Source organism: uncultured Brachyspira sp. (assembly GCF_944388875.1).
GTDB lineage: Bacteria > Spirochaetota > Brachyspiria > Brachyspirales > Brachyspiraceae > Brachyspira.
Genome location: NZ_CALXKQ010000013.1, coordinates 33158 through 59122, shown reverse-complemented (window position 1 = coordinate 59122; position 25965 = coordinate 33158). Strand labels below are relative to the sequence as shown.

The window sequence follows — 25965 nt, the reverse complement described above, 5'->3', positions numbered from 1 at the left end:
ATATGTTTAATGATTTTAATAATGATAACTTAGACGCTAGTTTTATCAATGAAAAGAAAATATTAGCCTCTATTCTTTCAAACGGCATATCCTCTGAGAAAGCAAACTATATAGTAGAAAAGCTTTATTATAAGTTTTATAATCTGCATAATATAGTCAATGCCTCCAATGAAGAATTATTAAAAGTTAAAGGATTAAATATCAAAAAGATAGAGTTATTAAAGAGCATACCATCGCTTTTGGAGTGCTATCTATTAAGCAGCTTGAAAGTGTCAGGCAGTCATTTCAAGAAGAAGGATTTAATAAATTATCTTATTGTAAAAATGGGTAAATTAAAATTTGAGGCATTTTCTATGGTTTGTTTGGATGTAAATAAAAGATTTATATCTATGGAAAATATATTCAGAGGTACTATAGATTCTGCTACAATATATCCTAGAGATTTGGTTGAAAAATCTTTATCGCTTGGTGCAAGCTATGTAATTATATCGCATAATCATCCTTCAGGCTTGGCTAAGCCTTCTAAAGAAGATATAAAAATAACTAAAGTTTTATATAAAGCATTTTTAATGGTCGAAGTAAAAATGATAGATCATATTATTGTTGCGGGAAATAATGTTTACAGCTTTAGAGAAGATGGTATGTTTGACAATATGGAGGCTATGAATTATGCTAACTACTAATTTGAAGAAGCCTTATTATAATAATATTTTAAGCGATAGTAAAGAAGAAAATAATAAAGATGATTCTCCTATCAGAAGAGATGATGATGAGCTAATATCTTCAGTAGGTAAAAATATACGTGCTATAAGAAAATCTCAGATGAAAACTATATCTGAAATATCAGGAATATCATCAAAGTATCTTCAAAGCGTTGAGGTTGGTAAAAGAAACATATCAATAACTAATTTAAATAAAATAGCAGTGAGTTTAGGAGTACCTATAGCTTTGCTTTTCAGTTATGATCATGTAGAAAAGACTAAAAAACTGCTTTGTATAGCAAATAAACTTAAAAATTACTCTGTTTTGCAGCTTTCAAATATAGATACTATTATAAATGATTTGGAAGATATAATAGATAAATAAAATATTATGTCTTAATAGATTTTCAAGTATTCCGAGAATAAAAGAATAGGTTTATAATATTTTTTACATAAATATATAAATTTAAGTTTTATTAATATAGTTAAAATTTAGGAGAGGTCTATTATGGCAACAACAGGAGCTTTTCTTGATGAAGTTTATCAAAATGCTGTAGAAGCAGAGGTAAACAAAAGAAGTACTACATTATCTAATTTGGCTGATAATGCTAAGGAGTATCAAAGAGAAATTTCTGCTTATGAGGATTTAAAAGCCAGACTTAATACATTATCTGATGCTTCAAAAGAATTATACGGATTTCGTTCTCCTTTTAAAAACTATATCGGAACAGGCGATGGAATACCTGATTATTTTACAGTTACAGCAAATAGGCTTGCTAATACCACCACTTATGATATAGCTATAAAGGACATAGCAGCTAGTCAGAAATTTTCTTCTAAGGCATATAATATGTCTGATCAGCTCCCTGCAGGTACAATAGTATTAAAGGTAGGCGAAGAAGAAAAAACTATAGAATTTGCAGGCGGAAGTTTGGTTAATTTACAGAAAGCTATTGATAAAGCATTTGGTAAGGATATAAAAACTACAGTAACTCAGAAGTCTAAGAATTTACAGGTTCTTACTATAGATTTAGTTAAAACTGGTTCTAAAAATATTGTAGAAGTTGTAAGCGATGATGCTGGGATATTAAAAGAATTGAACATGTTTACAAGAAGACCATATAGATATCTTGGACATATATTCAATGAACAGCTTATAAATAAATGGGAAGATGAATCTGAAAATTTATCTACTAATTATTTTGTTAAAAAAGACTTTATGGTATTAAAAGGCGTAAATAAAGTATCAATGCCTCTTCATAGGGAAGCCGAGGCTAATGAAAATATAACTATATCAATTACAGCAAGAGCTTCTGATAGTTTGGATGATGAAGATGCACCTATGATTCCTCCTACAGTTGATTTATCAATACCTGATACTGGAGTTACATTCAATAAAATAGATAGTGTTATATTTAAAGATGTTGAATTATATGGTGAGGGATTATCTCCTGCGGATAGTTCAAGAACATTTGAGGATATAAAGAAATATAAAGAGGCTTTAGAGGCAGAAAGAAAGGCAAAAGAAGGTTTAGAAGCTGAGGCTCCTGAGGCAATAAATGCTGACGGATTTAATTCTGAGATTATAGGGGTTAAATATATAAATAAGGCTGGAGATGAGGTTGAAAAATTCTTTGCTTTGCCTACTATAAGTTCATCTTGGCAAAGACTTAATATACCTATAGGAAATCAATTTGAAGAGGGAGATGTTATAACTGAGGTTGTGCTTATAAACCATAATGAAGGCTATAATATATTTTATAAGGATTTGCTTGTTGAGGATATGGGAAGAGAAGAGGATGCCCCTAATTATTTAGTGTCTGAAGCAACAGATGCAAGGGCTTCTATAGACGGTGTTGATGTATTGAGTGAAAGTAATGAATTTAATGATGTTGTTAATGGTCTTAATATAACGGCTAAAAAAGTTACCCCTGAGGCTTATGCTACTACTATTGAAGTAGATAAAGAGGGAGTAGTTAATGCAATAGTTGATTTTATAAGGGCTTATAATGAGGTTATAGATTTGCTTAATGATACCACTCAAAGACCTTTGAGCAGGGATATAAGAGATGGTATAGAAAATATGAACAGAACAGATTTAATAGATTTAGCTACCACATTGAATGTAGAGTTTGATCCTGAAATATCTGATTCTGGATTGAAAAAGAAATTGTATTATGTAGGTGTGTTCAGCGGAAATGCCCTTGTAAGTACAATATCTCAGCGAATAAAAATGATAGTGGCTGATTCTTATGAAACTGATTACGGTGAAGAGTTGGCTTTGCTTGATCAAATAGGTATTAATAGAGGAAATGCTGGCGAAGAATGGTCTAAGGTGAAAAAAGGTTTCTTGCAAGTCGATGAAGAGAAATTTATGAATAAAATAGAAACTCAAATGGATGGAATAGAGGAATTATTCTCTAATGATACTACAGGGGATGATATACCTGATACTGGAGTTGCCTATACTATGAGTGATTTTGTAACACCTTATTCTCAAACTAGAGGTATAGTAGAAAACAGTATTACAATGACTAGAAGCCGTTTAGAAGATAATAAAAAACGTATGGATGCTGAGAAAGATAGAATAGAAGAATACAGACAGCAAAGACTTGCTTCATATTATAAAATGCAGTCAGAGCTTCAGCAGGCTGAGAGAGAAAGAAAAAGACTGGAATCTTCTTTCCAAAATCAGGGCGGAAATTAATATTTTATAATTTTAAGGCGGTATGTTTAATACATATCGCTTTTTTTATGTTTACATAATTATTATTTTATTATCAAATTATATTAAGGTTTTATATTATGATTATAAATTTCACAAAAATGCATGGAATAGGTAATGATTACATTTATATAGATTGTTTTAAAGAAAAATTTACAGCTGATGATGCTAAAAAATATGCTCCTATATTTAGTCATAGACATTATTCAGTAGGAGCAGACGGTATTATTTTGATAATGCCTAGTGATATAGCTGATGTTAAAATGAGAATGTTTAATTATGATGGCAGTGAAAGTGAAATGTGCGGAAATGGCATAAGATGTGTTGCTAAATATACTTATGATAAAGGCATATCTAAAAATAATCCTATAAAAATAGAAACTTTAAGGGGAATTTTAGAAGCAAAATTATTTATAAAGGATGATGAAGTTGATACCGTTGAAATTAATATGGACAGTCCTATATTTGACGGGCTTAAAATTCCAACAACTATAGATAAAAATCCAATAATAGATGAGCCTATAAATATTAACGGCATAACATACAATTTTACTGCTGTTTCTATGGGTAATCCGCATGCTGTGGTATTTTTGGATGAAATTGATAACATTGATATTAATTATATTGGAGGATATATAGAGAACAGCTGTATATTCCCTAATAGAACTAATGTAGAGTTTGTGAAAATAATAAGCAGATCAGAAGTTAGGCAAAGGACTTGGGAGAGGGGAAGCGGTGAAACATTAGCCTGCGGTACAGGTGCTTCTGCTGTATGTGCTGCTGGTTTTATAAGCGGACGTACTGATAATATAATATTAAATCATCTTTTAGGAGGAGATTTAATTTTAAGATATGAAAATAATAAAATTTTTATGAAAGGAGAAGCCAGATATTCTTTTTCGGGTACAATTAAATTCTAAATTTTATATGACTTTTTTAAATAAATTGTTATCTTTAAAATATATATATTAGTGTATTTTATTTAGAGCATCTAATTTATTAAGATAATATTTAAAGTGAGGTTTTATGAAAAGGATTATTATATTAATATGCTTATTCGTTGGAAGTATGACTCTTGAAACTCATAATTTCAATATTAATAATTATTCCTTTCCATCAAATGATTGGGTTACTTTGATTAAGGATGTTTCTAATCATTATAAACAAGATTTTTGGTTTATTAAAGATGTTTTTGATATTTGCGGTAATTATGATGTTGATCCTCTTCTAATGGTTGCTTTAATTAAGGTGGAAAGCAGTTTTATACCTACAGCATTATCAAGAAAAAATGCTTATGGATACTGTCAAATAACACCTATTGCTAATGAAGATGTTGATCCTACTTTAAATAGATATAATACAAGGGATAATATTGTATTGGGTGTTAGATTCATTAATAAACTTTTAAATAGGTTTGAAGGCAATATTATAAAATCGCTTAGATATTATAATGCAGGAAATAATTATGATGAGTATGGTGAATCTTATGCTGAGAGTATACAATATGAATATGATACTATGGTTAAGCTTTATGTGAAATCAGAAGATGCCTATGGTTCTATATATAGAAAAGAGGTCTTTTAATAAAATATAAAATTTCGGCTTTATATAAAAAAGGGGCTTATAAAAAGCCCCTTTATATATTTTTACTAGTTATATTTTCGCTTAATTAAAAATTATTTATTATCTTTTTAAGTTCACAACAGTAGCAAGAAGATTATCGCTTGTTTGTACAGCTTTAGAGTTCATTTCATAAGCTCTTTGTGCTACAATCATATCAACCATTTCATCAACCACTTTTACATTAGACATTTCTACAAAGCCTTGATGTATTCTAGGGAAACCATTAGCACCAGGTTCACCCTCAAAAGCAGGTCCGCTTGCTATAGTTTCTTTATATAGGTTATCGCCTATAGAAAGAAGACCTGGCTGATTTATAAATCTATGAAGTGTAATCTGACCTATTTCAACAGGGTCATTTTCATCTCCTATTTTTACAGATACAACACCTTCTCTTGATATAGATATTTGTTCTACCAAAAAATTTTCAGGAAAAACAATTTCTGGAACTAATCTGTATCCGTTTGAAGTAACCATTTGTCCGTTAGCATCAATTTTGAAAGATCCATCTCTAGTATATGAAACGCTGCCGTCTGGCATTAATACTTGAAAGAAACCTTCTCCTTCTAATGCCAAATCTAGTTTATTTCCTGTTGCCTGTAAAGAACCTTGATCAAACATTTTTTGTGTAGAAGCACTTTTTACACCAAGTCCTGTTTGAAGTCCTACTGGTCTTACTGTATCTTCTGTAGCAGGTGTTCCTTGTATTTTTAAATTTTGATATATTAAATCTTCAAAATCAGCTCTTACTTTTTTATATCCTATAGTGTTAACATTGGCAAGGTTATTTGCGATAGTGTCAGTTTTAAATTGCATACCGTTCATACCGCTTGCTGCTGTCCATAAAGAACGTACCATATAATACACTCCATTATCTTATAAATTTATTATATTATATTTTCGGTAATTACAAAAATTGCTTTATAAAAATTATAATATTATGTTAATTAATTATTATAATTTTTTTTATTGAAATTTTATTTTTTTTATATATTATTACTATTGTAAAATTATGGAGATAATATGAAAAAATTAGGTCTTGTACTTGGAGGAGGCGGAGGAAGAGGAGCTTATCATATAGGCGTTTGGAAATATTTAATAGAATCTGGTATATATGATAAAGTGTCTGCTATTTCAGGTAATTCTGTAGGTGCTTTGAACTCATGCCTTTTTGCTATGAATAATTATTATACAGCTGAGAAAGTGTGGAAAGAAGAGATAAAACATAAAATATTGTCGCATAAAAAAATAAAAGAATATTTCAAAATTAATAAATCATCTGTATTCGGAATATTTTCAAGAGAAGGGCTTATAGAAATTATAGATAAATATATTGATCTTAATCTTATTTCAAATTATCATTTTAATATATACGCATCTTGTTCAGAGTATAATCCTCCTTTCTTTGTAAAACCAAAGTATTTTAAGCTAAACGGAAATAGTAATGATAGGATAAAGAAAATACTCCTTGCTACTTCTGCATTATTAGCAGTATTTCCTACAGAAAAAATTGATGATAATTATTATCTTGACGGCTGTTATACAGATGATTGTCCTATAGAGCCTCTTTATCGTTATGAAAATTGTACTGATATAATAGTTGTTCATTTAGATTATAAAAAGCCTGTTGTAAGAAATAATGATGTTAATATATATGAACTTTATCCTTCTAAAGATTTGGGCAATTTTTTTAAAGGTGTTTTAGACTTTTCTCCTGAAGGAGCAGTAAAAAGAATAGAGCAGGGATATAATGATGCCAAAAATATTTTTCAAAACTTAAATATATTCTGACATACAACACTATAAATATATACTGTATTAACATAATTCAGTTATCATAATATATTGAAAACTATTCCTTTTTACATATTTACAAAAATCATGTTTTTTTATACATTACATAATATTGACTTTTATTAATAATTCTATTATTATAAAAGCCATTAAAAAATAATGTGTAAAAATATAGTAAGGTTATGGGAATGAATACTAGGGGTAAGTCTAAAAAGAAAATTAAGGAAAATGATAATCCTTTTTTAAATCTTAATGCCTATACTAAAGAGGATGATGAATTAGCAAAGGCATCTATTAAAACAATAGCAAACAGCGTTGTGATTACAGAAAGTGATAATAAAAGAATAGATAGAAATAAAAAAGAAGAATCTTCAGAAATAATAGACCCCGCCCGTAAGGATTGGCTTTATTATACAAGATCGCCTTTGATGGATAATTATAGAGATAACTTATATAGAGAATATTATAGTTTGTCTGTACTTTTATCTTTAAGAGGTGATAATAATAATGAGAGAACATTAGGGCTTTCTTTAAAATTAATAGATTTAGAAAATAAAAAGGAATTAAGAGTAGGCGAGCTTGAGAGTTTTTTATTTTCATGTGTTATAGGACAAACTCAGAATATAGAAGATTCTGAGAAAAAAATAGAGTTAGAGGATTTCAGCAAGTCAGAAGCCAAATTAATAAGATTTTTAAATAATTTATATGCGGAAGCTAAGCAAGTGCAGGAAAACGGTAAATTATGGTTTAAAGATTATGATGCTTATCAATGCCTGCTGTTATTAAAAGATATAGCCAATATAAGACTTGAAAGCAGAGTTATAACATTCAGTGATGAAATTTTAAATTTACAGTTGGAAAGCTATTATAATGAAGAAAAAGATTTAGTGCTTAATTTGTCTATTAAAGATATTGACTTAAATAGAGTATATACATTCGGAGAGAACTGCGATTTTATACTTTATAAAGATATTTTTTATGAAACTAATCCTTCATACCCTAAAATAAAAAAGAATATTTTTAAAGACAGTATAATAGTAAAAAAAGATTATATAAAAGATTTCTGTTCAAGAGTTCTGCCGAATTTAAAAAAGGACTTTGATAATATAGAGCTTCCAGAAGATATAAAAGAGAATGATATATTAGCTTTTCCAGCTCAGGCATTGGTATTTTTGGATTATGATGGTACTAATGTATTTTCTACTATTAAATTCAAATACGGTTCTTTTACTGTTGATCCTTATTCAGGCAAGTTTACAAGCAGCAATATGTTTGATAATGAAGTTACTGAGATTTACAGAGATACTGAAAAAGAAGAATATTTCTGCAGAACATTATCCAAATATTTGGAAAAAGTTGGTGATTATACTTTTGCAACTTCAGATGATGAGAAGATATTTTATTTATGCTATAAGATACTTCCTGCCCTTCAGGATAGAGGCTGGACTTGCTATTACAGTGAATCTTTTAAATCTTTAAAATTAAATGTTAAGCCTTTAAAAATGAGGGTTTCTTTAACTAAAGATATTAACTTTTTTGAGATTAATTTTTCTTTTGAAGGTGTTAAAGAAATACATGATTTATCTGATATTGTAAGAGCTGTAAAAGTAGAAAATAAGGAATATATAAGACTTCAAAACGGTTCATTTGTGCCTATAGATTTGGAAGTAATTGATTATATTGCAAAGATGTTTAAAGATAATCCTATAGAACAGAAAGATGATAACAGATACTTGCTTCCTATGTTCAGTGCCCCTTATTTTGCTGATATGCTTGAAAAACATAGCGGTATAGAATTAGATTTAGATGATAATGCAATAGATACAATAGCAAATATAAAAAGAGTAGACTATGATGAAACACCTCCGAAGACCATAGTAGGAGATTTCAGAAGCTATCAATTAGTAGGATACAAATGGCTTAGAAAATTGGCTGATATGTCATTAAACGGTATACTTGCCGATGATATGGGGCTTGGAAAAAGTTTTCAGACTATAGCTACAATATTAAAAGAAAAAGAAAATGGTAATAAACTTACTTCTTTAGTTGTTGCTCCTACTTCATGCGTTGCCAACTGGGAATGCGAGATTAAAAAATTTGCTCCTTCACTTGATGTAATAGTTTTATCAGGTAATTTAAAAACAAGAATGAAAAAAATAAGGGCAGTTAGTAATTATGATGTTGCTGTAATATCATATTCTACATTAAGACGGGATGTAAAAGCATTAAGTGAGAATGAGTTTAACTATCTTATACTTGATGAGGCACAGCATATAAAAAATGCTAATACTCAAAATGCAAAAATGGTTAAAAGTTTAAAATCATTAAAAAGACTTGCTTTAAGCGGTACGCCTATAGAAAACAGCATAAGCGAGATGTGGTCAATGTTTGATTTTCTTATGCCCGGATTTTTGGGTAAGCATAAAGACTTTGTTGAAGATTATGAAGCTCCTATACTTGCAGGGTTAGAGAGTTCTAGCGAGGCTTTGGATAATTTAAAGACTAGAATAGCTCCTTTTATATTAAGAAGATTAAAAACCGATGTACTTACAGATTTGCCTCCTAAACATACTGTTGTAAGTTACTGCGATTTGACAAAAGACCAAAAAGAACTTTATATGTCTATACTTGAAGCTGCTAGAATAGAAATATTTGAAACTGTTAAACGTAAAGGTTTTGCTCAGTCGCATATAGAAATATTTTCGGCATTAACAAGATTAAGACAGGTTTGCTGCCACCCTAGACTTATGCATGATGATTTGAGAGGAGAGAGTCATACAAGCGGTAAGTTTAACATGTTTATAGAGATGATAAGAGAGGCTATTTCAGGAGGGCATAGCGTATTAGTATTCAGTTCATTTACTAGAATGCTTAATCTTATGCGTAGTGCTTTCAAGAAATTGGGAATAGATTATTTTTATTTGGATGGTGCTACAAAAGACAGAATGGATTTAGTTCATAGATTTAATGCTGGAGAAGCTCCTGTATTTTTATTAAGTTTAAAAGCTGCAGGTACTGGACTTACTTTAACTCAGGCGGATACGGTGATGCATTATGATTTATGGTGGAATCCAGCAGTAGAAGATCAAGCAACAGACAGAGCGTACAGAATAGGACAAAAACGCGTTGTTACAAATTATAAACTCATAACAAGAGGCACCATAGAAGAGAAGATATTAGAGCTACAAAATAAAAAGCGTGTACTTATTGATACTGTTGTAGGCGACTCTATGGCTGATATAAATAAATTAAGCTGGGATGAAGTAAAAAATCTTATTAATTAATTTAGTAATATATACTAAGAATTTTTAAGTTTGTCAATTTTTTTATTCAGCTTTTTCCTACTTTACTCTTTTGGTTATTACTGTTTCTAATTGCAGGCGGTATTCATGATATAAACAATATTTAAATAAAATAATACCCATTTCATATATAAATTATGAAATGGGCATAATTATCAATTTAATATTAATCTATTTCAACAGAGCTTGGATCTTTTATATATTTTTTAGTCAAAGTTATAACTATAGGCGATAGTAATAATATTGCTATTAGATTAGGTATTGCCATAAGCCCGTTAAATGTATCAGCTATAGACCATACAATTTTTAAATCTATTGCTGCTCCTACTACAATTGCCGCTATAAATATTAATTTGTATGCCATTATAACAAATTTACTTCTTTTTGTCAGATATCCTAAACAGCTTTCACCATAATATGACCATCCTATTATAGTAGAAAATGCAAATAGTACGCTTGCCAAAGTTAATATAACTTCTCCTTTGTATCCTAATGCACTTTTAAAAGCCAAAGATGTAAGTACAGCTCCATCAGCATCTGTATGTCCGTATATATTAGAAGATAATATTATAAGTCCAGTTAATATGCATATTATTAAAGTATTAAATACTTCAAATATTCCCCACATTCCCTGTTCTATAGGATTATTTGTATTGCTTGCAGCATGCACTATAGGAGCAGTTCCAATACCAGCTTCATTTGAAAATACTCCTCTTGCTATACCGTATCTCATTGCAAGAACTATAACGTATCCTGATATTCCAGCACCGACAGATTTTAATGAGAATGCATTTGATATTATTAAGTTTACAGCATTGGGAATATTTTTAGAATTTATTATTAATACTATTACTGATGTAATAAAATAAAATAAAGCCATAAAAGGAACTATTTTTTCTGATATGCTTGATACCCTTTTTATACCTCCTATAATAACTATTGCAACTATAATAGCAACAGCAATACCTGAAGCTATATTTGGTATTTTGAAAGTTTCATTTAATAGACTCGCTATCGAGTTTGACTGAGTCATATTTCCGGCACCGAAAGTTGCTATTGAAGCAAAAACGGCAAATATCATAGCAAGCCATTTTTGTTTAATCCCTTTTTCTATATAATACATAGGTCCGCCGTAATGTACTCCTTTATGATCTTTTTCTCTAAAATATACGGCTAAAACAACTTCTGAAAATTTTGTTATCATACCAAAAAATGCCGAGACCAACATCCAAAATAAAGCACCAGGTCCTCCTGCCACAATAGCTGTTGCTATACCTGCTATACTTCCTATCCCTATTGTGCTTGCCAAAGCAGTACTTACCGCCTGAAAAGGTGTTACATTATGATCTATATTTTTATCTTTAGCATGCAGGCTTCCGTATGTTGATTTCATCCAAAGATTAATTTTTGTTATTTGGAATAGCCTAGTTCTTATAGTCATGTATACGCCTGTACCAACAAGCAGTACTAGCATATATGGTCCCCATACAAAACTATTTATTATATTATTTATCCTTTCTATTTCGAGCATAATTATCCCCTATGATTTTATTATATTAATGAATATATAAGAATTATTCTATATGTTGAAAATGTTAAAATAGGATTTTCCCATTTAACGAAATACCGCTATAAAATATATATTTTATAGCGGTACTACAATTGTAGAATTATTTAGCTTTTATGCTAAGTTAGTATTTATTAGCATCCTAAAGCAGCTTTTGGATCAGTATATTCAATACCAAATGCTTCAGCAACACCTTTAAATGTACATTTACCATTATAAGTGTTAAGACCAGTAAGCATGGTATTATTAGTTTTACAAATTTCTTCTAAACCTTTATCTGCTAACATTACACCATAATGAGTAGTAGCATTAGTAAGAGCGATAGTAGAAGTTCTTGCAACAGCACCAGGCATATTAGCAACACAGTAATGTACTACTCCGTCTTCAATGAAAATAGGATCATCATGTGTAGTAGCATGAGAAGTTTCAAAACATCCGCCTTGGTCAATAGCAACATCGACGATAACAGCACCTTTTTTCATTATCTTTAAATGTTCTTTTCTTAAAAGCTTAGGAGCTTTAGCACCAGGTATTAAAACACTTCCGATAACAACATCTGCTGTCCTGTATAATTCCTCTAATTTAGCAGGAGCACTGAAGTATGTGTTTATTCTCATATTGAATACATGATCAATATATTCTAATCTTTTTAGGTTAACATCAGTTATTGATACATTTGCACCAATACCCATAGCCATTTGTGCAGCATTAAATCCTACAACACCAGCACCAAGTATAACAACATTAGCTTTTTGAACACCAGGTACGCCGCCTAGTAATATACCTTGACCGCCGAATTTTTTTTCCATATATTTAGCAGCTTCTTGAATGGACAATCTTCCTGCTATACCGCTCATAGGAGCAAGACATGGAAGCTGATTCATTTCATCTTTCATAGTTTCATAAGCAATAGATCTTATTTTTTTCTTTAATAGCATTTCTGTTAAAGGTTTATCAGCAGCTAAATGCAAATAAGTATATAAGATTTGACCTTCTCTGAAACATTCATATTCTTCTTCTATAGGCTCTTTTACTTTAATAATCATATCTGCTTCAAATACTCTTTTTTTATCGGCAATTTCAGCACCAACTTGTTTGTATTCTTCATCAGTAAAACCAGAACCTTCTCCAGCACCTTTTTCCATAATTACTTTATGACCTTTAGCAATATAATCAGCAGCATTTGCTGGTGTTAATCCGACACGGTATTCTTGGTTTTTGATTTCTTTTGGGCATCCTATAAGCATAAAAAACTCCTTAAAATAAAATTACTATATATAGGTGTATATTATATGGAACATAAACCTAGATATGCATTCAATATAGTTATTTTATTTACGTTTGTCAAGAAATAATAATTATTTTTATTTCTATTTTTTTTATTTTAATATTTTTTTTATTCGTTAATCATACATTTAATATGAATACTATATACAATAAATTTTTGTATAATATACGAATATTATACTTGAAAAAAATATTTTTTATTTTATAATATTTTCTAATATAAATACTTTTTTAGTATTTATTATTTAAATTAAATCACTTAATTTTCAGGAGTACAAAAGTGAATATTAATAATAACGCCTCCCAATTAAAAAAAGAAATTTTAATTCAAATTACTTTAATGTTTATTGAGGATAGGTTAATAGAGGACATAGACAGATTGCCTATAGAAATTATACCAAGAGATAGCAAGTCAATAAGATGCTGTATTTATCATGATAGAGAAATAATGAAGAATAGGATTATGGCAAGACTCGGTATAAGCGTTGAAGGGAAAGAAGACAGCGGTATCCCTTTATCTCAGTATGCTAAATTAGCTTTAGAGAGAGAAAAACCAACTTGGCCTATGCTTACGGTACTTGATGAAGCTTGTAATGCATGCGTAAAGGCTAATTTCATGGTTACTAATGCTTGTCAGGCTTGTTTAGCAAGACCATGTATGATGAATTGTCCTAAAAATGCAATAACTATTTTGGATGAGAGAAGAGCATATATAGATAGCAGTAAATGTATTAACTGCGGATTATGTTTAAAAAATTGTCCTTATCATGCAATTATTTATATACCAGTGCCATGTGAAGAATCATGCCCTGTAGGTGCTATTAATAAGAATGAGCAGGGCAAAGAGGTAATAGATTATCATAAATGTATATTCTGCGGAAACTGTATGAGAGAATGTCCTTTTAGTGCTATGATGGATAAGGGACAGCTTATAGATGTTCTTAAGCATTTAAAAAATGATAAAAAAGTTAATGTGATGTATGCACCTGCAATAGCTTCTCAATTTAATGCCAAACCAGGTCAGCTTAAAAGTGCTTTATTAAAAATAGGATTTAATAAGGTGTGGGAGGTTGCTTTGGGAGCCGATGTTACTTCTGATAAAGAGGCGGCAGAGTTTGAAGAGAGAATGGAGAGAGGAGATAAATTAATGACTACATCATGCTGTCCTGCTTATGTAAAAGCTGTAAGAAAGCATGTGCCTGAGTTAATACCTTGCGTTTCTGAAACAAAAACTCCTATGCATTATACGGCTGAAATGATGCATGCTGAAGACCCTGATGCTGTTAATGTATTTATAGGACCTTGTCTTGCTAAAAGAAGAGAGAGTATAGATGATGATTTGGTGGATTATTGTTTATCTATGGAAGAGCTTGATGCATTATTTATTGCAACTGGTACCGATGTTGCTAAAGAACCTGATTTAGATTTGGAAGCTGTGCCTACTGCTTCTGGAAGAAAATATGCTATGACTGGAGGAGTTGCTGAGGCTGTAAAAGTAAGATTAAAACATCCTGAAAAGTTAAAAGCTGCTGTTATTAATGGGCTTGATAAAGAGGGTATGAAACAGCTTAAAGGGTATGGTAAAGTGCAGTCTGGAGAGGCAGAAGTTACTGCTGATACTCCTAATCTTGTAGAGGTTATGGCTTGCAATGGAGGATGTGTAGGAGGTCCTTGCGTAGTTAAAAATCCTAAAGCTGCTACTGTTCAATTGCAGAGATATGCTTCTACTGGTACAGAAGTAAAAAAAGATTAATAGTTTGTGAATAAATTAAGGCAAAAGTTAATATTTTTTAGCTTTTGCCTTTTTATTTTAATTATAATTCATTTATGTTATTAATATCTTGATTAAGAAGTAATTTTTCTATATTTTTTAGGTTTCTTTCTTTGGCATAATATAAAGCATCATGTCCTTTATTATCTTTTATATTTTTGTCAGCACCATATTGCAATAGAAGTTTTACTATTTCTACATAGTTAATTGTATCTTTTCCAAATATAGTTATCTCTAATAATGCAGTTCTTGATAAATTATCTATATGATTAACATTTATATCGGTGTTTTCAAGCAGTAATTTTGTGGTTTCTAAATGTCCGTTTTCACATGCCAGTATCAATGCATTGGCACCGTATATATTAACCGAATTTTTTGTATCAGCATTTTTATACATTATCTTTAATATATTTATATATCCTTTTTCACATGCATATAGAAACGGAGAATTAAATTTATTATCCTGTATATTTACATTTGCATCGTTATCTATTAAAAGTTTAGCAATTTTCATATCATTTTTATACATTGCTATCATCAAAGCTGTTCTCTTCATATCGTCTTGTATATTTACATTTATACCCATTTTTATATATTCTTCTACTAAATTAATATTTCCGCTATGCACAGCAGAAAAGAAGCCTCCCTTAAAGTCGGCAGATAATAATGTATTAGATATTATTAAAACTAAGATTATAAATGACAGTTTCATAATTAATCCTTAATTTATATGACTGTATAGTAAAATAATAACATATTTTTATTTTTTTTAATATTATGCATATAAATTTATATTTTACTCAATGTATTAATATACAGTTTTAAATTAATGTTTTTAATATATTTTTAATAATGGAATTAAAAAAACATCCGAATAATTATCTAAAGAATATAATGTTTATTAGGAATTGATTGTGCGTTATATAGTTTTTTTTATAGCGTTTATTTTATACTTTACGGCAAGCTTGAGTGCTGATGTTTATAATGTATTTTCAAATACGAATAATATTTATTATAGAACTTTAAATATTGTTACTAATAGTTTTATACTTAATCATTCATCAGTTGCGGAAGATTCATCACCTGATGTAGCTTCATTATTTGAAAAATCTATTTTAGATACAGCATATTCTCATGGTGTTACTAGAAGCAGTGATATAAAATATATAGACGGTGCAAACGGAGGAGCAGCAATACTTTTTCCAAATATAGAATCTTTTATAAAGATAGAGCATTATGAAGATAAATTAAATGATGTTATGAATAGTTTTACTATAGAGTTCTATTTAAATCCTTATAAAATAAGAATGAACTCTCAGGTTTTATCTAAAATGGCTATATATAATGATAATGGAGTTACAAAATACTCAGGTATAAGAGCAAATATTATAAATGGAAGATTGGTTTGGCAATTTAATAATTTATTTACATATAATGGAGAATATACAAATATTACTCTATCACGCGGTGAGTATTTGAAAGAAAATGTATGGAGACATCATAGTATAAGTTTTGATGCTTCTACTGGAAAATTAGTTAAATATATAGACGGACTTGAAGAAGAGGTTGTATATTTGACAAGTACTGGAGATAAAACAGGTTCTCCTTATTATGTAGATTTTAGCCACATGGCATTAGACCCTCTTTATTTAGGTCAGGGATTTATAGGCGGTGTAGATTCATTTTATTTTACTCCTAGTTATAAACAGAGTTTTAATTTATATAAATATTTAGAAAATGGAGAGATAATAAGCAAGGTTATAGATTTTGGAAGTACTAATACATTTATTGATTCTGTAAATTATATGGGCAGTTTCACTAATGGTTCATATATAGATATTTACTATAGAACTTCCGACTATTATTTTGCTCCTGATGATAATAATATAAATTGGCAGTTATTAGATGATAATAATGTTTTTGCTAATGTTAATAGAGCTAGATATATTCAAATAAGAGCGGTATTGAAAAGCAATATTGACAGAAATATTACACCAGTGTTAAATAATATTGATATAGTTTATCATAGCGGAAGATTGCCTCTTGTGCCTGATAATTTGACTGCTGAGCCTTTAAATAATAACTCTATTATGTTAAGATGGAGAGGATCGCATGAAAATGTTTCAGGGTATAAAATATATTACGGAACTAAATCAGGAGTTTATAATAATGCTGAGCATACTCCTATAGTGGTTGGAAATCAGACTGAATATTTGTTGGAAGGCTTGAATTCTCAAGAGGTTTACTATTTTAGAGTTACTGCTATAGGCGGAGAAGGCGGAAATATAGAGAGTGGTTTTTCTGAAGAAGTTTATGCTAGACCAGTTCAATAAAATAAAAAAGGAGTATTTAACGTGTCTACTACTAATACTAAAGCAATGAAATTAAGCAGTCTTGCTGAAGAATTATTAAGAAAAGGAGTAAACGAAGAAGCTATTGAAGCTTTAAAAAGAAGTATGAGACTCAGTTCAGGCGATGATATGAAATCATACTTGCAGGTTGCTGTTTCTTTATTTGAGAGCGGTAATTATGAACATGCTAAAATATTTTTAAATACTTTTTTAGAGTATTGGATGGCGGCAGAGGCATATTTTATTTTGGGTGCTATTGCTAAAAAAGAATACAGATTGGAAGAGGCTTTTGAACTTTATAGAAAAGGGCTTACTTTATATACATCATCTAATTTAAATCCTTATTATGAATTTTTATCATTATGTACTCTTATTAAAGAAGAGGATAAAGGTTTGGAGGCAGCTAAGAATGTTCTTAAAATTAATAATAAAGACAGAGTTGCTTTAGTTTATATGGCTAATTATTTCTTTAGAAATGGGCTTTATAAAGAGGCTATGAATTTCTATAAGATTTTAGTTGATAATAATTTAGCTGATCATAATGATTATCATTATTATGGTGTTTGTCTGCATGAAATTAAGGATTATAAGAGGGCTGAGAATATGTACTTGCAGGCTTTAGCTATGTACCCTGCAGATACTCCTGAAATTTTGGCTCTTAAAAATCTTAGAAGTAAAAGTTTAAGAGATAATTATCCAAATTTAGAAGAAAGTAAAGCTAAATATACTAAAAAAATAAAAGAAAATCCTGATTCAAGTGATTATTTCCATCTTGGCAATATAGAATTTATTAATGAAAACTATGAAAAAGCAGCAGAATTATACGCTAAAGCTAAAGAAGTTTATGAAGAGAAAATTTGCGTATCATAATTTTTTAATGAACTATAACTTTATTTCTTCCTAGATGTTTTGCTTCATACATTGCAGCATCTGCATTTTTTATTGTTATAGCTATAGGCTGTTTTGATGAACCCTTATGTTCAGCTATGCCTACACTTACTGTAATATTAATGATTGTGGATTCATAATTAAATCTTTTCTTTTCAATTGTTTTTCTTATTCTTTCACCAAGAATTAATGCCTGTTCTTTTTTTGTATTAGGGCATATAACAATAAATTCTTCTCCTCCATAACGTATAGCAATATCACTTTTTCTAAGCATATTAACATTATTTGAATTATTACTTAATAATTTTCCTATTTCATGCAATACCAAATTTCCGCAGTCATGCCCATATATGTCATTAATATCTTTAAAATGATCCAAATCCATAAATATTATGGATATGCTGTATTTGTATCTTCTAGCTCTCTCTACTTCTTCCTCTATTATTTTATTAAAATATCTAACATTAAATAGCCCTGTTAATGGATCTATAGTTGATTGGGCATGTAATGTATCTATTTCCTTCATTAATTTTTTTATTACTTTATCTTTTTCAAGAGAAGATTTTTTTTCTATCTCATTTACAGAATAATCCATATTTCTTATTTTTATTTTAATAACATTTTCAAATAAATCATAAATATTTAAAATGCCAACAGGATAGTTGTCTGAATTAATTACAACAATATAGTCTATTTTATTTTCTTTCATAAGTTCAAAAGTTGGAACTATATCATCTTCAGGATGAACAAGAATAAGATTTTTATTCATAAAGTTTGAAATTTCTTTATTTAATATATCCTGCTTCTTTTTGCCTGAAATTTTATTTAGAATATTAACCAATAATTCATCATAATTAACAACGCCTACTATTTTATCAGAATCATTTGTAACTGCTAATATTTTATTGGATTTTTTAGATATAAGAGGGATTAACTCTAATATAGTAGAGCTTTTTTTAACTATATTTATACGATTTTCCATTATTGATTTAATAATGCTTCTATACATTGACCAAACCCTAATCACATTATACCATTATAGTATTAAGTTTAACATATATATTTTTTTTTTCAATAATATTTTAATTATTACTAATAGTATCAATACATTTTATTCATGCTATTAATTAATATACTGTAAATTAAAATTGTCAAAATAGTAGTTTAATAATCTTGATTTTTTTATTTTATAAAGTATCATAATATAGTCATTATTATATAGTTTGATATTTTTGAGATTTTAATGAAAAAAATAAATATTTTTATCATAGTTTTATCGTTTTTTTTGTGCCGCAGTATTATTTTTGCGGACATAAATACACTTTTTTATATGGATATATATGATAGAAATATACCAGTTAATACTAATACAGGTGTTTATAGTAATGAGCTTTTTATAGAACAAACTGTTTTAGGAGGATTCAATTATATAAAATTTAATTTAGAAACCAAATTATACTATAGACTTTATATGTATAAAGATATGAGTAGTTTTTTATTTAAAAATACAAAAGCAGATTTTGGTATAGAAAATAATTTTTCTTTATCTTCAGATATGGTAGGAGTATTTGCAGATATTAAACCTTTATCATTTTTAGGTATTAGATTAAGCGGTTATGTGGATTTCATGTTTAATGCTATGAATTTTGGGTATGCTGGTTTTGATAATAATAATGTTGATTACTCTTTTAATACCTTGTTTGCAATGCAGAAGGGCAGTGCATTTGGATTTTTAATTAATGTTGCTCCTTATTTTATTTTTAAGTTTAATCATTTTGTATTAATAGATAATTTTACAATGACTTATATTAATGTTGGAGATAAAAAATATTATTATGATCCTAGAACTGCTGTATTGCATAAAAAAAGTGAATTTGAATTAATTAATGATTTTTATTTATTAGGAAATATAAATCCGTTTTATATAGGCGGATATTACGGTTTAACATATCTTATTAATTCAAAACATCTTTCGCATAAATTTGGTATAGCTGGTATTATTAATTTTAATTTTTTAAAAGATAGATTACTGCTTAATATAGGAGTTTCTGCAGGACTGCATGTAGGGCTTCCTAATTATAATAATACAACTTTTATAGAGCTTAAAGTATCTTTAGCCTATAAAATAATATGATATAGAAGTAAATAAAAGAGTTTTTATATATGGTAAGAAGAAAATTAATTCCAGATAGATATTTATTGATTATATATATAGCTTTATTAATAGCAGGGCTAGTTGCTATATATGGAGCACAAACTATACATGAACCTAATGGAAGTTATTTTAATAATCATTTGAAATTATTATCTATTATGTTGATAGGAACTATTATTGTACTTGCAGTTCCTGATTTTTTTGAGATTATAGATAAGATGGTTCCTATATTATTATTATTAACACTTATTTTACTTGTATGGGTTTATTTTTTTGGTATTACTGTTGCTGGAAGTCTTGCAAAAAGATGGCTTCTAATAGCACCTGGCATTACTATACAGCCTTCTGAGATAGCAAAGATAACATTTTCAATATATTTAGCAAGCGTATTAAGTAAAAAAGGCGAGAAATTATTTGATATAAAAAAGGGATTAGCACCTCCCTTTGCCGTTTTATGTGCAATTTCTGGTTTAATATTGATAGAGCCTGATTCAGGAACGGCACTTTTATTCGCTATGGTTGGTTTTTCTGTATTTTTTTACGGAGGCATACCTTTTAGATCATTACTTCTTTCCGCATTATTCTTAATGGTAGTTTTTGCTATATTTATATTTAATGTTCCTTATATGAGAAGCAGAGTTAATTCTTATCTTGATCCTAATAGTCAGTCAGAAGAAGATATTTATCAAATTAGAAGGGCTAAGCTGGCATTTAATTATGGAGGAATTACTGGCATACCAGATGAAGAGATAAGAGATGTAAGTACTCATTTGCCTGCAGCATTAACAGATTTTATATATGCTTCTGTATCTCAGAGATATGGCTTAATAGGTAATTTGATAATATTACTATTATTTTTATCTTTTACTATTAGGGGATTTATAATATCATCGCGGACTAATGATCTGTTTTTGAAGAATCTTTCATTTGCAATAACAATGTTTATTAGTGTGCAGGCGTATTTGAATATAATGGTTGCTACACTTATGATTCCAACTACAGGCATGCCTCTTCCTATAATAAGCTATGGAAGAAATGCTTTGGTTATTAATATGATTATGATTGCTATATTATTAAAAATAACTCAAAGGAGAGAACAATGAATATAATTTTATGCGGAGGCGGAACAGCAGGTCATATTACTCCTGCTATTTCCATATACGATTATGTTAAAAAACAAGGTCATAACCCTAGATTAGTAGTTGCTGCTAAAGATTATAATCTTATTCCTCATAATTATGACTTTAATACAGTAAATATTAATCCTCCGGGAAATATATTTAAGAATATACTATTTTTGCTCAAGTTTATACCATCTTTAATGAAGGCTGGTAAAATCCTTGATAGGCATAAACCAGATTTTGTAATAGGAATGGGGGGATTTGTATCTCTTCCTATGCTTCAAATGGCTAAATGGAAAAATATACCAATATTTTTATGCGAACAGAACTCTATACCGGGAAAAGTTAATAAAATGTTTTATAAATATGCTAAGCAAAGTTATTTAACTTTTTCTAAAACATTAGAGTTTATGCCTAAAGGAAAAGTTTTTGGAAACCCTGTAAGAGAAGATTTTTTTGTAGTTAATAGAGAAGGGGCAAGAACTGTTATGAAGCTTGGAAATAATGATAAGCTTTTAGTTGTTATGGGCGGTTCTCAGGGTGCTTTGAAATTAAATGAATTATTCTTTGAATGCATTAAGAATATAAAAGCTCAGGTTGCAAATTTGCATATAGTATGGCTGGCAGGTCCTAAATGGGGAAATGCAATTATAGAAAAAGTTAATAATGCCAAATTTGATAATGTAATAGTTCACAGTTATTTTAAGGATATGCCTACATTGCTTCATGCTGCTGATTTTGTTATATCAAGAGCAGGCAGCAGTTCTATTAGTGAAATATTAGCGGTTAATGTACCATCTCTTTTAATACCATTTCCTTATGCAACAGATAATCATCAGTATTTTAATGCTTTGGATTTATTAAATAAAGATATGGCTTATTTGATAGAAGAATCTGATTTGACTGCTGAAAAATTAGAAAATGTTATAATTAATAATTTGAATAATAATGACAGATTAAAAGCTATGAGAGAGAAAATAAAAAATAATTGGTCTTCTAGGGCTGTTTCTATGATAGTTGATGATATAATGAATACTTTAAATAATAAATGATAATCTGATAATATTGGCTGTCATGCATTTTATAAATTTGGTTGATATTTATAATAAAAAATTAGGAAATTGAATGTTTACAAGAAGAAAAGAAAAGATACATTTCATAGGAATCGGCGGAATTGGAATGAGTGCCATAGCAAGCGTATTAAATGCTATAGGCTTTACAATAACAGGAAGTGATTTAGCTAAAACTTCAAAAACGGAATCTTTAGAGGATTCAGGCATAAAAGTATATTATGGTCATAAAGCCAGCAATATAGAGGATGATGTAACTGCCGTTGTAACATCATCAGCTATAAGTCCTACTAATGAAGAAATACTTACAGCTAAAGCTAAAAAGATAACTGTAATATCAAGAGGCGAAATGCTGGCAGAACTTATGCGTTTAAGATACGGCATAGCAATATCAGGCTCTCATGGAAAAACTACAACTACATCATTAATTAGTCAGATAATGATGTATGCAGGACTTAATCCAGTTTGCATTATTGGAGGAAATCATTTTAATTTAAAAAGCAATGCTTCATGCAATGATTTAAAAAGCGAATATATGGTATGCGAGGCTGATGAAAGCGATGGGAGTTTTTTAAGACTTTCTCCTGTTATTAATGTTGTTACCAATATTGACAATGATCATTTAGATTATTACGGAAATGTTGAGGCTTTAAGGGTTGCTTTTTTGGAGTTTATAAATAAAGTTCCTTTTTATGGATGCTCTTTTTTATGTTTTGAGAATGATGTTGTAAGGGATTTATCAAAAAGTACAAATAAAAAATATTATTCTTACGGCTTTTCATCTGATTATGATTTTTATGTTGATAAGAACTCTATTAGAATAGAAGTTCCTATAACATACTTTAATGTATATCATAATGGGGATTTTCTAGGAGAGTTCAGTATACCATTAATAGGCATACATAATATATTAAATTCATTGGCATCTATTGGAGTTGCCTTTCATTTGGGTATAGATATTGATACTATAAAAGAAGGCTTGAAAACATTTGAAGGTGTTGGAAGGAGATTAAATAAACTTTATGATAAGGAGATTACGTTGTTTGATGATTATGCTCATCATCCAACGGAAATTAAGGCTACATTATCATCTGTGAGGAGTGCATATCCTAATAGGCGTATTATAGCAGTATTTCAGCCGCATAGATATACTAGAACAGAGTTATTACTTAATGATTTTGAATATGCTTTTAATGACGCTGATAATGTGATAATTACTGATATATATGCTGCTGGGGAAACGCCTATACAGGGAATAACTGGGGAAACTATATGTGATATAGTAAGAAAACAAAATAATAGTGTAAAATATATAAAAAATATAGAAGATGTATTGTCAGTATTAGATGATATAAAAGAAGATGGGGATATAATATTAACTTTGGGGGCTGGCAATATAGTAAGGATTAGTAATGAGTATGCAAGAAAATTATCAGGCAGTTGAGAAATTTCTCAATGATAATAACATAGAATATTATACAAACCACCCTTTTAATAAATTCAGCAGTTTTAGTGTTGGAGGAAATATTGATTTATTTATAATAGTTAAAGAGATAAAATCGTTTTTAGAATTGGTTTCATTTTTATATAATAAAAATATAGATTATTTTGTTATAAGGGATACTAATAGGGTTTTAGTATCAGACGAGGGGTATCGCGGTATTATGATATCTTTGGAAGGTGAGTTTGAAAATTTTGAATTTCTTGATGACGGAATTTTAAATGCTAATGCTTCTGCCATTTTGGAAAGATTATCACATGAGGCTAGAATAAGAAATTTATCAGGATTAGAATTTGTAGCTTTGGTTAATAGCAGGGTAGGGTCTGCTGTTTATGAAAAATTGGAATCATTTGGAATGTCATTAATGAATATAGTAAAAAATGTTACTATTATAGATAAAAGAACCGCAGCAGTTAAAGAGATAAGCAGAGATGAGTATATGTCAATAAGTGAAGAGGATAAAAATTATATAGTAATTTTATCTGCCGTATTTAAATTGGAGCATGATAATCCTGAGAGTATAGACAATAGAATAGATTGGTACAGATATATAAGAGGTTCAGTAGCTCCTATGGAGGCAAATATAGGTCCTGTATTTGAAGATTTTGAAGATGTGAAGGCTTATGAGATGGTGGAGCGTGTAGGGGGACTTGATATGAAGTACGGTTCAATGATATGGCATAAGAGATTTCCTAATTACATTATAAATAATTGCATGCATGAAGAAGAAAATACTCAATTATGCAAAGCAAGCGATGTAATAAATCTTATAGAGGATACTAGAAAAAAAATAGAACAGCATTATGATATAAATCCTAAAATTAATATAACTTTATTAGTATGAGTTTTAAGGTTCTTTATAATAAAGTTAATAAAGAACCTTAATAATTTAAGATAATTATTTATATTTTTTATTTTTTAGATTATTGATAACTTGATTTACAAAAAATTCAACATATTTTGTATCGGTTGCTATATTAAGACGTATAAATCCTTTATAGTTCTCATCAAACCATTCTCCGAAGTCAACGGCTATGCGGCAGTCAGTTTGTATGAACTCTTTAACTCTGTTAGGATCAACAACTTTTCTTAAATCAAAAAACGGCAGATAAGTTCCTTCTAAAGGAGAGATTATTATATCAGGAACATTTTTATTTAATTGAGTTTTTATATATTCAAAGTTATATTTTATAACGTTTAATAATCCTTCAAGCCAATATTCTCCATGTCTGTATGCTGCTTCTGCGGCAATAACTCCTAATAAATTAAAATCTGCTCTATGAACAGCTGAAGCAAATTTTTTATATTTTTTTCTAAGCTCTTCATTTGGTATAAGAACATGAGAGTTCAAAAGCGAAGCCATATTAAAAGTTTTAGAGGGAGCTGTAAAAACTATTAATCTGTCAAGATATTTATCTTTATTTTTTATAGAAAGTGCTGATATAAAAGGCTTTATACCTAAATTGATGTCCTGATGTATTTCATCTGATATTATATAAACATTATATTTTTTACAAATTTCAAATACATTTTCAATTTCATCATTAGTCCATACTCTTCCTACAGGGTTATGAGGATTGCAGAATATTATTAGTTTAACATTATTTTCTTTTATAGTATTTTCCAATTTATCAAAATCTATAGTAAAAATACCATTATCATTTTTGAGTTCGCATGTAACAAGTTTTCTGTTAGTATCTTTTACAGAACTGTGAAAAGGATAATATACAGGATTTAATGTTAATACGCTGTCATTTACCTCTGTAAAAACTTGAACAGCCCAATAGAATCCAGTTACAACACCAGCAGAAAAAGACATCCATTCTCTTTTTAAATCTATATTGTATCTCTTTTTTTGCCAAGCAGAAAAAGCATCAAAATAGCTGTCCCACATATGAGTATATCCGAATATAGCATGATCAACTCTTTTATGCAAAGCTTCTGTAACTTCTTCTGGAACTTTAAACTCCATATCTGCCACCCACATAGGTGTTAAATTATCCTCTCCAAATCTAGGATCTGACTTAATATCCCATTTTACAGAATTAGTATTTTCTCTTGATACAGCATATTTGCTGATAAAATCTTTTACTTCCATTTTTATGTCCTTTT

Annotated in this window: 21 protein-coding genes; 15 read left to right on the top strand and 6 right to left on the bottom strand. The window is 29.1% G+C overall.

From position 1 onward, the window contains the following. The first annotated feature begins 2 nt into the window (after positions 1-2). The 5 genes from Q0J69_RS08885 (at position 3) to Q0J69_RS08865 (ending at position 5010) form a co-directional block, all read left to right on the top strand. Entirely contained in the window at positions 3-683 is a 681-nt protein-coding gene (locus Q0J69_RS08885; protein WP_297206407.1) for a JAB domain-containing protein, read from the top strand. Further along, positions 670-1086 carry a helix-turn-helix domain-containing protein gene (locus tag Q0J69_RS08880; RefSeq protein ID WP_297206404.1) on the top strand — a complete coding sequence of 139 codons (417 nt, stop codon included), beginning with the start codon at positions 670-672 and terminating at the stop codon, positions 1084-1086. Before Q0J69_RS08885 ends, Q0J69_RS08880 begins: the two co-directional genes overlap by 14 nt. Before the next feature lie 123 nt (positions 1087-1209). Continuing rightward, the gene (gene fliD, locus Q0J69_RS08875; RefSeq protein WP_297206402.1) at positions 1210-3408 is read left to right on the top strand and encodes a flagellar filament capping protein FliD; all 2199 of its coding nucleotides are present in this window, start codon (positions 1210-1212) and stop codon (positions 3406-3408) included. A gap of 98 nt (positions 3409-3506) precedes the next feature. Further along, positions 3507-4346 carry a diaminopimelate epimerase gene (gene dapF / locus Q0J69_RS08870; protein ID WP_297206400.1) on the top strand — a complete coding sequence of 280 codons (840 nt, stop codon included), beginning with the start codon at positions 3507-3509 and terminating at the stop codon, positions 4344-4346. Between the two features lie 106 nt (positions 4347-4452). After that, complete coding sequence (locus tag Q0J69_RS08865) at positions 4453-5010, top strand: lytic transglycosylase domain-containing protein (protein WP_297206397.1); 558 nt, start codon at positions 4453-4455, stop codon at positions 5008-5010. 99 nt (positions 5011-5109) lie between these two features. Here Q0J69_RS08865 and flgG read toward each other — a convergent pair whose 3' ends face one another. After that, positions 5110-5904: a flagellar basal-body rod protein FlgG gene (flgG, locus tag Q0J69_RS08860; RefSeq protein WP_008726144.1), complete on the bottom strand. Its 795-nt coding sequence runs from the start codon at positions 5902-5904 to the stop codon at positions 5110-5112. Between the two features lie 165 nt (positions 5905-6069). On the opposite strand from flgG, the gene Q0J69_RS08855 reads away from it, so the two are divergent. Then, positions 6070-6837 (top strand): patatin-like phospholipase family protein, encoded by a 768-nt coding sequence (locus Q0J69_RS08855; RefSeq protein WP_297206392.1) that lies wholly within the window; start codon positions 6070-6072, stop codon positions 6835-6837. A gap of 191 nt (positions 6838-7028) precedes the next feature. Beyond that, entirely contained in the window at positions 7029-10124 is a 3096-nt protein-coding gene (locus Q0J69_RS08850) for an SNF2-related protein (RefSeq protein WP_297206389.1), read from the top strand. Positions 10125-10308: 184 nt separating this feature from the next. Here Q0J69_RS08850 and Q0J69_RS08845 read toward each other — a convergent pair whose 3' ends face one another. After that, positions 10309-11673 carry a sodium:alanine symporter family protein gene (locus Q0J69_RS08845; RefSeq protein ID WP_297206386.1) on the bottom strand — a complete coding sequence of 455 codons (1365 nt, stop codon included), beginning with the start codon at positions 11671-11673 and terminating at the stop codon, positions 10309-10311. A 170-nt stretch (positions 11674-11843) separates the two neighbouring features. Beyond that, positions 11844-12956 (bottom strand): alanine dehydrogenase, encoded by a 1113-nt coding sequence (gene ald, locus Q0J69_RS08840; RefSeq protein WP_297206383.1) that lies wholly within the window; start codon positions 12954-12956, stop codon positions 11844-11846. 320 nt (positions 12957-13276) lie between these two features. Here ald and Q0J69_RS08835 point away from each other — a divergent pair, with 320 nt between their 5' ends. Then, the gene (locus tag Q0J69_RS08835) at positions 13277-14749 is read left to right on the top strand and encodes a 4Fe-4S dicluster domain-containing protein (protein WP_297206380.1); all 1473 of its coding nucleotides are present in this window, start codon (positions 13277-13279) and stop codon (positions 14747-14749) included. Between the two features lie 61 nt (positions 14750-14810). Here the strand turns inward: Q0J69_RS08835 and Q0J69_RS08830 are convergent, their stop codons facing one another. Further along, positions 14811-15479 (bottom strand): ankyrin repeat domain-containing protein, encoded by a 669-nt coding sequence (locus Q0J69_RS08830; RefSeq protein ID WP_297206376.1) that lies wholly within the window; start codon positions 15477-15479, stop codon positions 14811-14813. Positions 15480-15681: 202 nt separating this feature from the next. Between Q0J69_RS08830 and Q0J69_RS08825 the strand changes: the two genes are divergently transcribed. Together Q0J69_RS08825 and Q0J69_RS08820 are read left to right on the top strand one after the other, a co-directional pair. Beyond that, the gene (locus tag Q0J69_RS08825) at positions 15682-17100 is read left to right on the top strand and encodes a fibronectin type III domain-containing protein (protein ID WP_297206374.1); all 1419 of its coding nucleotides are present in this window, start codon (positions 15682-15684) and stop codon (positions 17098-17100) included. A 45-nt stretch (positions 17101-17145) separates the two neighbouring features. Continuing rightward, on the top strand, positions 17146-17988 hold the full coding sequence (locus tag Q0J69_RS08820) for a hypothetical protein (protein ID WP_366030511.1): 843 nt from the start codon (positions 17146-17148) through the stop codon (positions 17986-17988). A gap of 4 nt (positions 17989-17992) precedes the next feature. On the opposite strand, the gene Q0J69_RS08815 is transcribed toward Q0J69_RS08820, so the two are convergent. Then, positions 17993-19015 (bottom strand): diguanylate cyclase, encoded by a 1023-nt coding sequence (locus Q0J69_RS08815; protein ID WP_297206369.1) that lies wholly within the window; start codon positions 19013-19015, stop codon positions 17993-17995. 234 nt (positions 19016-19249) lie between these two features. On the opposite strand from Q0J69_RS08815, the gene Q0J69_RS08810 reads away from it, so the two are divergent. The 5 genes from Q0J69_RS08810 (at position 19250) to Q0J69_RS08790 (ending at position 24697) form a co-directional block, all read left to right on the top strand. Further along, a complete protein-coding gene (locus Q0J69_RS08810; protein ID WP_297206367.1) occupies positions 19250-20140 on the top strand; it encodes a toxin A in 891 nt (296 codons plus the stop codon). A gap of 29 nt (positions 20141-20169) precedes the next feature. Continuing rightward, the gene (locus Q0J69_RS08805) at positions 20170-21264 is read left to right on the top strand and encodes an FtsW/RodA/SpoVE family cell cycle protein (protein WP_297206365.1); all 1095 of its coding nucleotides are present in this window, start codon (positions 20170-20172) and stop codon (positions 21262-21264) included. Further along, positions 21261-22334, top strand: coding sequence for a UDP-N-acetylglucosamine--N-acetylmuramyl-(pentapeptide) pyrophosphoryl-undecaprenol N-acetylglucosamine transferase (locus Q0J69_RS08800; RefSeq protein ID WP_297206363.1), 1074 nt, complete (start codon positions 21261-21263; stop codon positions 22332-22334). The genes Q0J69_RS08805 and Q0J69_RS08800 overlap by 4 nt, the downstream gene beginning before the upstream one ends. Before the next feature lie 73 nt (positions 22335-22407). Next, positions 22408-23796, top strand: coding sequence for a UDP-N-acetylmuramate--L-alanine ligase (gene murC / locus Q0J69_RS08795; protein WP_297206360.1), 1389 nt, complete (start codon positions 22408-22410; stop codon positions 23794-23796). Further along, positions 23765-24697: a UDP-N-acetylmuramate dehydrogenase gene (locus tag Q0J69_RS08790; protein ID WP_297206357.1), complete on the top strand. Its 933-nt coding sequence runs from the start codon at positions 23765-23767 to the stop codon at positions 24695-24697. Before murC ends, Q0J69_RS08790 begins: the two co-directional genes overlap by 32 nt. A gap of 54 nt (positions 24698-24751) precedes the next feature. Here Q0J69_RS08790 and Q0J69_RS08785 read toward each other — a convergent pair whose 3' ends face one another. After that, entirely contained in the window at positions 24752-25951 is a 1200-nt protein-coding gene (locus Q0J69_RS08785; protein ID WP_297206354.1) for a MalY/PatB family protein, read from the bottom strand. Positions 25952-25965: the final 14 nt, after the last annotated feature.